The 13,590-nt window shown below is 58.3% G+C and carries 14 protein-coding genes; 5 read left to right on the plus strand and 9 right to left on the minus strand.

Annotated features, from left to right (window positions below; all coding sequences use genetic code 11):
• Positions 1-29: 29 nt before the first annotated feature.
• Both WG29040_RS24575 and cadR read left to right on the plus strand, forming a co-directional pair.
• Positions 30-227 (plus strand): hypothetical protein, encoded by a 198-nt coding sequence (locus WG29040_RS24575; protein ID WP_256681559.1) that lies wholly within the window; start codon positions 30-32, stop codon positions 225-227.
• Positions 228-275: 48 nt separating this feature from the next.
• On the plus strand, positions 276-725 hold the full coding sequence (gene cadR, locus WG29040_RS16530) for a Cd(II)/Pb(II)-responsive transcriptional regulator (RefSeq protein WP_003444544.1): 450 nt from the start codon (positions 276-278) through the stop codon (positions 723-725).
• Positions 726-837: 112 nt separating this feature from the next.
• Here the strand turns inward: cadR and WG29040_RS16535 are convergent, their stop codons facing one another.
• Positions 838-1,809 (minus strand): thymidylate synthase, encoded by a 972-nt coding sequence (locus WG29040_RS16535; RefSeq protein WP_003444545.1) that lies wholly within the window; start codon positions 1,807-1,809, stop codon positions 838-840.
• A gap of 53 nt (positions 1,810-1,862) precedes the next feature.
• Complete coding sequence (gene lgt, locus WG29040_RS16540) at positions 1,863-2,666, minus strand: prolipoprotein diacylglyceryl transferase (protein WP_010657386.1); 804 nt, start codon at positions 2,664-2,666, stop codon at positions 1,863-1,865.
• A 167-nt stretch (positions 2,667-2,833) separates the two neighbouring features.
• Here lgt and WG29040_RS16545 point away from each other — a divergent pair, with 167 nt between their 5' ends.
• Positions 2,834-3,580 (plus strand): NRDE family protein, encoded by a 747-nt coding sequence (locus tag WG29040_RS16545; protein WP_003444548.1) that lies wholly within the window; start codon positions 2,834-2,836, stop codon positions 3,578-3,580.
• Between the two features lie 63 nt (positions 3,581-3,643).
• On the opposite strand, the gene ptsP is transcribed toward WG29040_RS16545, so the two are convergent.
• The gene (gene ptsP / locus WG29040_RS16550; protein ID WP_003444550.1) at positions 3,644-5,923 is read right to left on the minus strand and encodes a phosphoenolpyruvate--protein phosphotransferase; all 2,280 of its coding nucleotides are present in this window, start codon (positions 5,921-5,923) and stop codon (positions 3,644-3,646) included.
• Positions 5,924-5,944: 21 nt separating this feature from the next.
• A complete protein-coding gene (locus tag WG29040_RS16555) occupies positions 5,945-6,424 on the minus strand; it encodes an RNA pyrophosphohydrolase (RefSeq protein WP_003444551.1) in 480 nt (159 codons plus the stop codon).
• 143 nt (positions 6,425-6,567) lie between these two features.
• On the opposite strand from WG29040_RS16555, the gene WG29040_RS16560 reads away from it, so the two are divergent.
• Positions 6,568-7,224, plus strand: coding sequence for an HAD family phosphatase (locus WG29040_RS16560; RefSeq protein ID WP_127196542.1), 657 nt, complete (start codon positions 6,568-6,570; stop codon positions 7,222-7,224).
• 61 nt (positions 7,225-7,285) lie between these two features.
• Here the strand turns inward: WG29040_RS16560 and WG29040_RS16565 are convergent, their stop codons facing one another.
• Both WG29040_RS16565 and ilvA read right to left on the minus strand, forming a co-directional pair.
• A complete protein-coding gene (locus WG29040_RS16565; RefSeq protein WP_003444557.1) occupies positions 7,286-7,714 on the minus strand; it encodes a DUF2269 family protein in 429 nt (142 codons plus the stop codon).
• Positions 7,715-7,751: 37 nt separating this feature from the next.
• Positions 7,752-9,269: a threonine ammonia-lyase, biosynthetic gene (gene ilvA, locus WG29040_RS16570; RefSeq protein ID WP_003444559.1), complete on the minus strand. Its 1,518-nt coding sequence runs from the start codon at positions 9,267-9,269 to the stop codon at positions 7,752-7,754.
• A 220-nt stretch (positions 9,270-9,489) separates the two neighbouring features.
• Between ilvA and rpiA the strand changes: the two genes are divergently transcribed.
• Positions 9,490-10,161 (plus strand): ribose-5-phosphate isomerase RpiA, encoded by a 672-nt coding sequence (gene rpiA, locus WG29040_RS16575; RefSeq protein WP_127196543.1) that lies wholly within the window; start codon positions 9,490-9,492, stop codon positions 10,159-10,161.
• A gap of 82 nt (positions 10,162-10,243) precedes the next feature.
• On the opposite strand, the gene WG29040_RS16580 is transcribed toward rpiA, so the two are convergent.
• From WG29040_RS16580 to WG29040_RS24365, 3 genes are all read right to left on the minus strand, one after another.
• The gene (locus WG29040_RS16580) at positions 10,244-11,143 is read right to left on the minus strand and encodes an SdiA-regulated domain-containing protein (protein WP_003444563.1); all 900 of its coding nucleotides are present in this window, start codon (positions 11,141-11,143) and stop codon (positions 10,244-10,246) included.
• Between the two features lie 92 nt (positions 11,144-11,235).
• The gene (locus WG29040_RS16585) at positions 11,236-12,168 is read right to left on the minus strand and encodes an SdiA-regulated domain-containing protein (RefSeq protein WP_003444565.1); all 933 of its coding nucleotides are present in this window, start codon (positions 12,166-12,168) and stop codon (positions 11,236-11,238) included.
• Positions 12,169-12,652: 484 nt separating this feature from the next.
• A partial coding sequence (locus tag WG29040_RS24365; RefSeq protein ID WP_218565507.1) for a hypothetical protein occupies positions 12,653-13,590 on the minus strand: 938 nt, incomplete at its 5' end.

Here is a 13,590-nt window from a genome sequence, read left to right on the forward strand (position 1 = left end):
GCTTCGGCCGCAGTGCAGCAGCCGTGCCCATGGCCGGCATGTTGATCTTTCTTGCCGTGATCGTGATCGTGATCGTGATCGTGATCGTGATCGTGATCGTGATCGTGATCGTGATCGTGATCGTGATCGTGATCGTGATCGTGATCGTGATCAGCATGGGGCTTGTGGTGGGTGTGAATGGAATCGCTCATCAGGTTGCGTCCGAAAAGGTGCCTGTTGCCAAGTAAAGACCCTGTAGCCACTATAGGGTCAAGCACCCTTTCGGAGATAACCTGATGAAAATTGGTGAACTGGCGAAATTGACCGACTGTCAGGTCGAAACCATCCGTTATTACGAGCGCGAAGGGCTGCTGCCGGAGCCGGCACGCAGTGAGGGCAACTACCGCCTGTATACCCAGGCCCATGTAGAGCGACTGACGTTTATTCGTAATTGCCGCAGCCTGGACATGACCCTGGAGGAGATTCGCAGCCTGCTGAACCTGCGGGACAGTCCGCAGGATCAGTGTGAAAGCGTGAATGCGCTGATCGACGAGCACATCCACCACGTCAAGGCCCGGATCGACAGCTTGCTGGCCTTGCAGACACAGCTTTTTGACCTGCGCCAACGCTGTGGTGAAGGGCCGAACGGCGAACATTGCGGGATTTTGCAGCAGCTGGAAGTCAGCGGCTCAGTCAGCGCCCCGGAAGGCGAGCCGAGTCATGTGGGCAGAAGCCACGGGCATTGATAACAGCAATAACAGCAAAACCTGTAGGAGCGAGCTTGCCTCGCGAGCCTTTTAAGGATCGCGAGCTTTGTAAGGTTCGCGAGGCAAGCTCGCTCCTACAGGAGACAGGGGGTTACACCGCCATCGGCGCAGTCATGGGCGCATGGTGCTGGTAGCCTTCGAGGCTGAAGTCACCCGGCTCGATCAGGCCCAGCCACTCCGGCTGGTACACGCCGGTCTTGGCAAATTCCGGTACACGGTCCGAAATCACCAGTTTGGGCATCGGGAACGGCTCGCGGGTCAGCTGTTCGTTGAGCATGTCCAGGTGGTTTTCATACACGTGGGCATCACCGATGAAGTAGGTGAACCAGCGTGGCGTGTAACCGGTCAGGCGACCGATCAGGCTCAGCAGTGCGGCACCTTCGGTCAGGTTGAACGGCGTGCCCAGGCCCAGATCATTGGAGCGGATGTAGAGCGTCAGGGAAATTTCCCTGGTCTCGACATTCGGGTGGAACTGATACAGCAGATGGCACGGAGGCAGGGCCATTTCGTCGAGCTGGGCGCAGTTCCAGCCGTGGAACAGAATTCGCCGGCTGCCCGGGTCGTTGATGATGGTGTCGACACACTGGCGCAACTGATCGATGGCCTTGTACAGCACCACGTAGGCCTGGCCGTCTTCTTCGCCCTCGGCAATCTGCCGGTAACCCTGGCTCAGGCACAGCTCGATAGCCGCCTGGTTGCTGCTGGCGATTTGCTTGTATGCCGGCCATTTGCGCCATTGCACACCGTAGATTTCACCCAGGTCGTCTTCACCCTGACGGAACGGGTTGGCCAGCCACTGGGCGTTTTCGTTGGCATTCTGGTCCCACACCTTGCAACCCAGGGCGCGGAAATCTGCAGCACTGTTTACCGGGCGCAGAAAACCGCACATCTCGCCAATCGCGGATTTGAACGCCATACGGCGAGTGGTGATGGCCGGAAAGCCTTCCTTGAGGTCATAGCGCAACATGGCGCCGGGCAGACTGATGGTCTTCACCCCGGTGCGGTTGGCTTGCAATGTGCCATTTTTGATGACGTTGGCGACGAGGTCGAGATATTGCTTCATGGTTTTCCTACCGTTTGAATGCAGGGCGCTGTACGCCCTGCGATTCGAATTCATTACGCAGCTTTATGAGCCGCTGGATCGCGCTGGTATGCCCACCAGATCAGGAGCAGACCGCCGAGGATCATCGGGATGCAGAGAATTTGCCCCATCGTCACCCAGCCGAACGCCAGATAGCCCAGCTGGGCATCCGGCACGCGGACGAACTCGACGATAAAGCGGAAGATGCCGTAGAACAGGGCGAACATCCCGGAAACTGCCATCGTAGGCCGTGGTTTACGCGAGTACAGCCAAAGGATCAGGAACAGTGCCACACCTTCCAGCGCAAACTGATAAAGCTGCGACGGATGGCGCGCCAGTTGCTGGGGATCGGTAGGAAAGATCATTGCCCACGGCACATCGCTGGCCTTGCCCCACAACTCGGCATTGATGAAGTTACCGATACGTCCTGCGCCCAGGCCAATCGGCACCACAGGCGCAATGAAGTCCATGATCTGGAAAAACGACTTGCCGTTGCGTTTGCCGAACCACCAGACGGCCAGCATCACGCCGATCAGTCCACCGTGGAACGCCATGCCGCCTTTCCAGACCTCCAGAATCAGCAGCGGGTTGGCAATGTAGGCGCTCAGGTCGTAGAACAGCACGTACCCCAAACGGCCGCCGACAATGACGCCCATGGCCACCCAGAACACCAGATCAGAGAGTTTCTCCTTGGTCCAGGTCGGGTCGAAGCGGTTGAGACGTCGCGACAGGATCAGCCAGGCAGCGCCAATGCCGATCAGGTACATCAAGCCGTACCAATGGATTTTCAGCGGACCAATGGCCAGTGCCACCGGGTCAATCTGCGGGTAAGGCAGCATTGCGACTCCTTGTTAGATCAGGAAACTCAAACCGGCACAGGACAACAGCGCCGCATACAAATTTGATCGGCATGGTAACGGAAGGGAGGCCTTGGGCTCTAGTGAATGGCGTGACAGGCTCAGGCAATCTATAAGTACAGTGATTAAAAAAACATTAAGGACTGCCCATGTGTCTGATTGTGTTCGCCTGGCGCCCCGGCCACGCCCAGCCTCTGGTCGTGGCGGCCAACCGTGATGAATTCTATGCGCGCCCGGCAAAGCCCCTGGCGCAGTGGGTCGATACGCCTCAAGTGTATGCCGGCCGTGATCTGGAGGCCGGGGGCACCTGGCTGGGCATTGGCGCCAACGGGCGCTTTGCGGCGCTGACCAATATTCGTGAGCCGCACAAGCCGCCTTCACGGCGTTCGCGGGGGGAGCTGGTATCTGACTTTCTGAGTGGCAACCAGTCAATTGGCGAGTATTTCGCCGATGTTGGCCGCCGTTCTGTGGAATATGCCGGGTTCAATCTGTTACTGGGCACTGCCGATCAGCTCTGGCACTACAACTCCCAGGATGTCGCACCGCAGCTGCTCGACGCAGGGGTATATGGCTTGTCGAATGCCGGGCTGGATACGCCATGGCCCAAGTTGCTGAAAGCCAGGGCGGCTCTGGCCGAGGTTCTCAATGACCCTCAACCCCAGGCCCTGCTCGCACTGCTCAGTGATCGCCAGACGGCGCCCTTCAGTGATTTGCCTGATACCGGTGTGGGCCTGGCCACGGAAAGCTTGCTGTCGAGCGTATTCATTTCCAGCCCCAGCTACGGCACCCGCGCCAGCACCGCGCTGATTGTCAACGCAGACGGCTCGAGACTGATGGTTGAACACAGCTTTGGCCCGTTGGGTGGGCGCCTGGGAGAGGTAAGAATCCAGGGATGACTCGGATTCCACTGTAGGAGCGAGCTTTTAACAGCTCGCGCCTACAGTCCTGCAGAGGGACGATCAATACGGCTTGATCGCCGCCGGATTCATCATGCGGGTCAGGCCCATGTTTTTCAGAGCCAGTTGCACGGTGCTGCGAATCACCTGCGGGTTGTCGATGGTCATCACTTCGGCCAGCAGTTCCTTCGCGCGGCTCAGGCTGACCTGACGCAACATCCACTTCACTTTCGGCAAGTTGGTGGCGTTCATCGACAAACTGTCAAAACCCATGGCCATCAGCAAGATTGCCGCCGCCGGATCACCCGCCATCTCACCGCAAATACTGACCGGCTTGCCTTCGGCATGTGCATCGCGCACCACTGATTGCAGGGCCTGCAGCACCGCCGGGTGCAAGTAGTCATACAGATCGGCTACCCGCGGGTTGTTACGGTCCACGGCCAGCAGGTATTGGGTCAGGTCGTTGGAGCCCACCGACAGGAAGTCCACCTGGCGCGCCAGCTCCTTGGTCTGGTACACCGCTGCCGGAATTTCGATCATTACTCCGATTGGCGGCATCGGTACATCAGTGCCTTCGTCGCGCACTTCACCCCAGGCACGGTGCAGCAGGTGCAGGGCTTCTTCAAGTTCGTGGGTGCCGGAAATCATCGGCAGCAAAATACGCAGGTTGTTCAGGCCTTCGCTGGCCTTGAGCATGGCCCGGGCCTGCACCAGAAAGATTTCGGGGTGGTCGAGGGTGACGCGTATCCCGCGCCAGCCAAGGAACGGGTTGTCTTCTTTGATGGGGAAGTACGACAGTGACTTGTCGCCGCCAATGTCCAGGCTGCGCATGGTCACCGGTTGCGGATGGAAGGCTGCGAGTTGCTCGCGATAAATCGCTAGCTGCTCCTTTTCGCTCGGAAAGCGCTGATTGATCATGAACGGCACTTCGGTGCGGTACAGACCTACGCCTTCGGCGCCACGCTGCTGTGCACGGGCCACATCTGCCAGCAGGCCGGTGTTGACCCACAATGGCATGCGATGCCCGTCAGGGGTGATGCACGGCAGCTCACGCAAGGCATCCAGGCCTTGTGACAGCTGGCGTTCTTCTTCGACAACCTCGGCATATTGCTTGCGCAGCACATCGCTGGGGTTGGTGTAGACCTCGCCATGGTAGCCGTCGACGATCATCTGGATGCCGTCGACCCTGGAGTACGGCAGGTCAACCAGACCCATTACCGTCGGAATCCCCATGGCCCGGGCCAGAATCGCCACGTGGGAGTTGCCCGAACCCAGTACCGACACCAGGCCCGCAAGCTTGCCTTCGGGTACTTCACCGAGCATGGTCGCGGTCAGCTCTTCGCTGACCAGGATGGTGTGGTCGGGGTAGACCATGGTTTGTTGGCGGTCATGTTGCAAATAGGCCAGCAGACGCCGCCCGAGGTCACGCACATCCGACGCCCGCTCGCGCAGGTAGTCGTCGTCCATCAATTCGAAACGGTTGACGTGATCAGACACCACCTGGCGCAACGCGCCCTGGGCCCACTGGCCGGTCTTGATCACATTTTTGACTTCGCTGCCCAGCGACGCATCGTCGAGCATCATCAGATACACGTCGAACAGCGCCTGTTCTTCGGGCCGCAACTGGGTGGCGAGTTTTTTCGACACCGCACGCATATCGTTGCGCACACCTTCGAGGGCGGTTTTGAACAGCGCAATTTCAGCCGGGATATCGGTAATGCTCTTGTCCGGAACCACGTCCAGATCGGCCGGGGGCAACATGACCACCGCCGTACCGACCGCCGCACCGGGCGAACCCGGTACACCGACGAACTTGGCTTCCTGAATGCCCTTGCCCTGACGTCCCAGGCCGCGGATCGAGCCCGTGGCTTCGGCATGGGCAATAACCCCCGCCAGCTGCGCGCTCATGGTCACGAGGAAGGCTTCTTCACCCTCATCGAACTGACGACGTTCTTTTTGCTGGATGACCAGAACCCCCACCACTCGGCGGTGGTGGATGATCGGCGCGCCGAGGAAAGAGGCATACCGCTCTTCACCGGTTTCTGCAAAGTAACGATAACGAGGGTGATCGGCGGCGTTTTCGAGGTTCAGAGGTTCTTCACGGGTGCCCACCAGACCCACCAGGCCTTCGTTGGGCGCCATGCTGACCTTGCCGATCGAGCGCTTGTTCAGGCCCTCGGTCGCCATCAGGACAAAACGATTGGTCTCTGGATCGAGCAAATAGACCGAGCAGACCTGACTGCCCATGGCCTCTTTGACGCGCAGCACAATAATCCCCAACGCCGCCTTGAGATCCTTGGCGGAGTTAACTTCCTGGACGATCTTGCGCAGCGTATTGAGCATGGCTCGGGGTCGAACTCCGTGTCAGGCGCGCGTTAAAAGGCGCGGGGCAAGCTCTTTGAGAGCGCGACGGTAAACCTCGCGCTTGAATGTCACCACCTGGCCCAACGGATACCAATAACTGACCCAACGCCAGCCATCGAACTCCGGTTTACCGGTCAAATCCATCCGCACCCGTTTCTCGTTGGAGACCAGGCGCAGCAAAAACCACTTTTGCTTCTGACCGATACACAGCGGTTGGCTATGGGTACGGACCAGACGTTGCGGCAAACGATAACGCAACCAGCCTCGCGTGCAGGCGAGTATTTCCACATCTTCGCGCTCAAGGCCAACTTCTTCGTTCAACTCACGGTACAAGGCGTCTTCCGGCGTCTCATCAGGGTTGATACCACCCTGGGGAAACTGCCACGCGTCTTGATTGATTCGGCGAGCCCAAAGTACCTGACCAGCATCATTTGTCAGAATAATCCCGACATTAGGGCGGAAACCATCGGGGTCGATCACGGCAACAACCTCGCAAACGCATGTCACCGCATTGTTCCACAAAGGTTGTGAAAGCAGCAACGCGCCTTCCCGCCTTATGTGCACTCTTATGAAAAGACCGTATTCTTGTGGCCTTTTAACAGACACTTCAGCGGGTAATTTCAATGCGACTGGCTTTATTCGACCTGGACAACACCCTTCTGGGCGGTGACAGCGATCACGCTTGGGGCGATTACTTGTGCCAGCGGGGCATTCTCGACGGCGACGCTTACAAGGCGCGCAACGATGCCTTTTATCAGGATTACCTGGCCGGCAAACTCGACAACGCCGCCTACCTTAATTTCAGCATGGAAATCTTTGGCCGGCATGACATGGCTCAACTGGATCAATGGCACCGCGAATTCATGCGCGATTGCATCGAGCCGTTGATGTTGCCCAAGGCACAAGCCCTGCTGGAAAAACACCGTGCAGCAGGCGACACGCTGGTCATTATCACGGCCACCAACCGCGTGGTAACGGCACCGATCGCCCAAAAGCTCGGCGTGGAACACCTGATTGCCACCGAGTGCGAAATCGTCGATGGCCGCTATACCGGGCGCAGCACAGACGTGCCGTGCTTTCGTGAAGGCAAGGTGACACGCCTGAACCGCTGGATCGAAGAAAATGGCTACAGCCTGGATGACAGCTGGTTCTATAGCGACTCGATGAACGACTTGCCGCTGCTGGAGCAAGTGACCCACCCGGTGGCGGTTGATCCTGATCCGAACCTGCGGGCCGAAGCCGAAAAACGCGGCTGGCCAGTGATGACGCTGCGCGACTGATCCGACCCCCACCCCCACAACCTACTGCAGGAGCAAGCTCGCTCCTGCAGATACAACAGGGTCAAACCGGCTTGGCACCCATCAGCCCGGCAATGGCGATAAAGCAAATCGTACAAAAAATCGCCAGCCCCAGCGTAAATCCAGGATGTCTGGCCACTCGCCCCAACCGCAGGCGATTGAGCCGTACCAGCAACCACAACCAGCTCAAGCCGCCCACCAGGTACAAACTGCTGCCCGCCAGCAACCACAGCTGACTCAGCGGCCAGCCGGCCATGTGCACCAGAAACCAGCCGCTCACCGGCAACGCCACCAGGCACAGGGCCATTAGCGCCCAGACAAAAGCCCAGGGCCGCCTGACGATGCCGCCCGACAGGTCTTTATCCCCTGCCCGCCAGCGTCGAATCACCACCACCAGCAACACAATGGCGCTGACCAATAGCAGCAGTGTCGATACGCCATGCAGCAGTTTTAACGCGGTGAACGTTTCCATTTGATTAATCCCTTGATCCGTTCAGTCAGCGTAGCGGCTATCGGCCAAGAAACAGCTGATACGCCGGGTTATCGCTCTCATCCCAATATGGGTAGCCAATCTCGGCCAGCGCGGCAGGCACCAGATGACGCTCATCGGCAGGCACTTGCAGCCCGGCCATGACCCGACCATCGGCCGCCCCGTGGTTACGGTAATGGAACATCGAAATGTTCCAGCGCCCGCCCAGCTTGTGCAGGAAGTTGAACAGCGCGCCCGGGCGCTCCGGAAACTCGAAACGGAACAGCAGTTCATCGCTGACCTTGGCTGCATGCCCGCCAACCATGTGCCGGATGTGCAACTTGGCCAGTTCGTTCTCGGTCAGGTCGATCACCGGGAAGCCCTGTTCGGTCAGGCTGGCCAGCAGTGCGCTGCGGGGGTCGTTTTCCGGATGGGTCTGCACCCCAACAAAAATGTGCGCCTCGCTGCCGGTGTGGTAGCGATAGTTGAATTCGGTGATCTGACGCTTGCCGACGGCCTGGCAGAACGCCTTGAAACTGCCCGGCACCTCAGGAATGGTCACCGCGATAATGGCTTCGCGGCCCTCACCCAGCTCGGCTCGCTCGGCCACATGGCGCAGGCGGTCGAAGTTGACATTGGCACCGGAGTCGATGGCAACCAGGGTCTGGCCACGCACACCGCGCTGCTCCACATACTTCTTGATCCCTGCCACACCCAGGGCGCCGGCAGGTTCGGTGATCGAGCGGGTATCGTCGAAAATATCCTTGATTGCCGCACAGATTTCGTCGGTGCTGACGGTGATGACTTCGTCGACGTAGTCTTTGCAGATATCGAAGGTGTGCTGGCCAATCTGGGCCACGGCCACACCGTCGGCGAAAATCCCGACCGCAGGCAGCACCACGCGCTCGCCGGCCGCCATCGCAGCTTGCAGGCAGTTGGAATCATCGGGCTCGACGCCAATGATCTTGATCTCGGGACGCAGGTATTTCACATACGCGGCAATCCCGGCGATCAGCCCGCCGCCGCCCACCGGCACGAAGATCGCATCCAGCGGTGCCGGGTGCTGGCGCAGAATCTCCATCGCCACGGTGCCCTGCCCGGCAATGGTATGCGGGTCATCGTAGGGGTGAACGTAGACGTAGCCTTCCTTCTCGACCAATTGCAGCGAGTAGGCCAGGGCTTCAGGGAAAGTATCGCCATGCAGCACCACGATACCGCCCCGGGAACGCACACCTTCGACCTTGATCTCGGGGGTGGTTTTGGGCATGACGATGGTGGCCTTGACCCCCAGTACCTTGGCTGCCAGGGCCAGCCCCTGTGCATGATTGCCCGCCGACGCGGTGACTACGCCACAGGCGCGCTCGGCGTCGCTCAAGTGCATGAGCTTGTTGTAAGCGCCGCGAATCTTGAACGAGTACACCGGCTGCAAATCTTCGCGCTTGAGCAAAATATGGTTGCCCAGCCGCGCGGTGAGCTGGTTGGCAGCTTGCAAGGGAGTTTCTACGGCAACGTCATAAACGCGCGAGGTGAGGATTTTCTTAACGTACTGTTCGAGCATCGGAAAGCTTCACTGGGCGGGTTGGCAGGGACCAAGGAGTCTACCCCAGCGTTTGCGCAACCGACCACACGAAAGGGAAGGTTTATTGGCCCGCTCCCCCATCCAGCGGCAGCGGGCTTGCCAGCGACCAGCATGGCGCCAGACATCAGGCCGTCCACATCCCCGGTTAGTTGCCTCTATAATGCCGGCCTTTCTGTTCCCCTTCCCGCCCGGAGCCCCCATGACCCAGGACCAACTCAAACAGGCCGTAGCCCAGGCTGCCGTCGACTTCATCCTTCCAAAGCTGGATGACAAGAGCGTTGTAGGGGTCGGTACCGGCTCCACGGCCAACTGCTTTATCGATGCCCTGGCTCTGCACAAGGGTGCCTTCGACGGCGCCGTGGCCAGTTCCGAAGCCACTGCCGCCCGCCTCAAGGGCCACGGTATTCCGGTTTACGAACTGAACACCGTCAGCGACCTGGAGTTCTATGTCGATGGCGCAGACGAAAGCGACGAAAACCTGAACCTGATCAAAGGCGGCGGCGCAGCCCTGACCCGCGAGAAGATCGTGGCCGCTGTGGCCAAGACCTTTATCTGCATCGCCGACGGCAGCAAGCTGGTACCGGTACTGGGCGCGTTCCCGCTGCCCGTTGAAGTGATCCCGATGGCCCGCAGCCATGTAGCCCGCGAACTGGTCAAGCTGGGCGGCGACCCGGTTTACCGCGAAGGTGTGGTGACGGACAACAGCAACATCATCATCGACGTGTTCAACATGCAGATCACCAACCCGGTAGAGCTGGAGCGTCAGATCAACGCCATCGTCGGCGTCGTGACCAATGGCCTGTTCGCTGCCCGCCCGGCTGACCTGCTGTTGCTGGGTACCGCCGAAGGCGTGAAAACCCTGACCCGCTAACCCCAACTTGTAGGAGCGAGCTTCTCAAACCGCCATCAAGAGCTCGCGAGCGAGCTCGCTCCTACGGTTTGTTTTTAATGTTTTATGGTTTTTTGAACACGTAGAACAGATTTGGCTCACTCACCACGTATAACGCTCCTTCGTCGTCCATGGCGACACCTTCCGCCTGTGGCACTGTTTTTTTCAGGCCATGACGGCCCTTTTTCAGCGACAGCGTGCTGATGGGCCGCCCGTCTATATCCAGCTCCAGCAACAACCTCGACTCATCGGACAAGGCCAGCAAATGCCCGCTGCGCTCGTCAAACTGCAAACTCGACAGATCGCGCACAAATAACCGGGCATCGCGCCGCGCATTGCTCACCACGTGGATGGCATACGGCGTTTGGGGATTGTCCTGAGGGAAGCCCCGCACTTCGTAAATCAGCATCGGATCCCGCTCCTTGGCCACAAACAGACGCTTGCCGACCGAGTCGTAGGCCAACCCTTCAAATCCCTTGTTACCCCGCTGATGGATCCCCAGCGTCAGCTGCTTCGCCTCCCGGGCATCGAGTACCTGAGTGTTGTCATCAACCTTGACCTTGAACAGCCGCTGCTCATGTTCGTCGGCAATCACGTAGGTATTGGCGTCAATAAACTCGACTGCCTCGGCATCGCCAAACCCGATCAGAGCAATACGCCGCAGAATCCGGCCATCCAGGCTCAACTCCACCAGTTCGCTTTTTTTGTTGGTCACGGTAAACAGGCTTTTACGCAGCGGGTCGTAGGTCAGTGCCGAGACATTGTCCTCAAGCCCTTCAATCACCTGGCCTTGCAGCACGGCGCGATACTCGCCCAGATTGATCGCTGCGGGATTGGCCTGTTGCCATAGCCGGCTGACCTTGAACCAGGTGTGCTCGAACAGACGGTAATGTTGTGCGGCGAAACCTGCAGCCAGCAGAGTCAGACACAGCACAAGAGCGGTAGCACGATTGAAGCGGCGCATTGAGACGAACCCTAATCAAATCAGGCGGGTGAAATACCACGACTGGCTGAATTCAAACTTAATAACGCCGCCGGTCTTGCGCCGCAACCGGCTCAAGGTTTTTTCGGAGTTTTCTCAAAGCGATAAAACAGATTCGGCTCACTGACCATATACAGGGTGCCGTTTTCATCGATCGCCACCCCTTCAGCCCGGGGAATAGTGTTTTTGAGACCATTGAAACCGCGCAGCAAGGTCATGAAACTGACTTGCTCGCCCAGTTCATCGAGCTCCAGCAACATGTGCGAATCCGCCGAAAGCACCAGGGTATGGCCGGTTCTCGGATCAATGCTCAAAGCCGAAAGGTTGCGCAAATCCAGTTCATCGCTAGGCACCTTCTGCTTGCTTCCAGAGAGGACCTGGCCGCCGTCGCTTTTCCATACATACAACTGCGGCGGGCGCTCTTCGCCCAGCAACAGTTGCTGGCGGCGCGGGTCCCAGGCAATGGCCTCGAAGGCTTTGTTCTGGTTCCTGGAAGGGCCCAAGTTGTACTTGGGGAAGTCGGCGATATTCAGGGTTTTGGTGTTGGCATCGATATTGACTATGGTCAGCAAGTGCTCACGCTCATCGACAATGGCCAGCAGACCATTTTCCATCACCGTCAGGCCTTCAGGGTTGCTCCAGCCCACCAGCGGAATTTTGCGCAGGACATCGCCATCGAGGGTCAGCTCCACCAGAAACGGGTTCTTGCCCATCACCGAAAACAGGGTTTTGCTCAGCGGGTTATAGGCCAGGTCCGACGCTTCATCCTTTTCCATCCCCGGTAACGGCTTGCCATCAATAACCGCCGTGTAGTCCGGCAACCACACGCTTTCATTCTGTTCTTGCGGGTTCTCAAATTGCTCCAGCACCCACAACGCCCCCCGGTCATCCCAATGCATGATGGCCGCCACCCCATAGAGCACGGCGCCAAGCAGTACAAGCCAGTAATACCAGCGCAGGCTGAAGCGAGAGCGTGCAGGCGGGGTCAGCTGAGGGTCTGAAGCCATTTGAATAATCTTCCGGGAAATTTGGCAACGTCTAAATATCACAAAGCGGGCAAATCCACTGCCTGGCTCGAACCTATTATGCAGATACGTTGTGAAATAAATGATAAATGCAGCGAAATACACACCGGAATCGGGGGGCTGTGAAAAAATGTTACGAGAGGCCTACCACGGCGTGCAAAGGGTTTTTCTAGCGCCACTGAGGAGCGCGTCTGGATCGTGCTCAGTGGGTCCCCTGAAAGGGTTTGAGTGGTTTGATCAAATACGTTTGCAACATGAATCAAAGATAAAAAATCACAGCATCTATAGACATGCCGATTAAAAAGCCGCACTTAAAGTTTAAGTGCGGCTATGTTCATGGGTCGTTCTGTTAGTTACGCGATCGGGTGTCGACTCCAGGAATACCTGAATGTAGTAAACGTTCTCTTCAAAGCCCCCTTGGTTTGATAGTCAAGCCAGGGCGGCTCGTCATTTTTCGAACAAGAGCTTAAAGTACCCGGCAACGTCTCGCTTGATCTTGCAACGAAGAATGCGGTGCAAACCACTGATAATCCACCTCCAGCATACGATCTAAATCCGGGTGGAATTCAAAGCGATTCGCTAGCCTGTCATTGCGACCGAGTATTCCAGTCCTTTGCGGAATATAAGCTTCGAGTTGCGCTTGACTGACGATTCTAAGTTGTCGTGGGTTTTGGATTCCGGACTCCCCCAATTGCCATGGAAAGTATTGGGGATGGGTACCTGAAATAATGCTTCTCACTTCAGTTACATAGGCGGGGTCCGTAACAAAAACGGGACGATATATATAAGTCCCGTCAGAATATCCGCGAGGGGTACTGGAAGGTAACTGAAGAGGTGTAACCGGCGAGGGTGACGTAGCAGACCAAGGTGTATAAACGGCACGTCTGTTAGCTGAGTTGGTCTGCCCCAGATTTTGTAAATCACCACGGGACAAATGCGGCAAAAGACTCTCACGGACTGGTCCTTGTTCCAGCAAATAGGACAGATCCATATCGCGCATGGCTGGCACTCGCTGGGCTCCCCCGGGTAATGCACGGCCGCCTCCCGGAGCTCCCCCGGCATGTTGCAGTTTGTGCTGCCAGCTGCCCACGAACTTGCCGGTCTTTTTGACCCCCTTGGCGGCAGCCCCGGCCATCGACGGGGCCGCCGAGGCCAGCCCCGTTGCCATGCCCACCCAGCCCAGAATCCGCCCGGCGTTTTCATTGCCACTGGCCAGCAAGGCTATCGAGGCCACGTCCGCTGCCAGCGACACCACGCTCAGGGTCGCGGTGGTGACTGCCGTTACATAGCTGGCGGTCAGCGCCGCCGTAGGCGCCGCCAACGCACCCAGGGAGGCCACGGTGCCGACCAGTGCCAGCGCGAGACCGGCCGCCGGTAACAGCCAGTCCAGCCACGAATGACCCG

Source organism: Pseudomonas sp. PAMC 29040, from assembly GCF_003994535.1.
In the GTDB taxonomy this organism is placed as follows: Bacteria; Pseudomonadota; Gammaproteobacteria; order Pseudomonadales; family Pseudomonadaceae; genus Aquipseudomonas; species Aquipseudomonas paraversuta.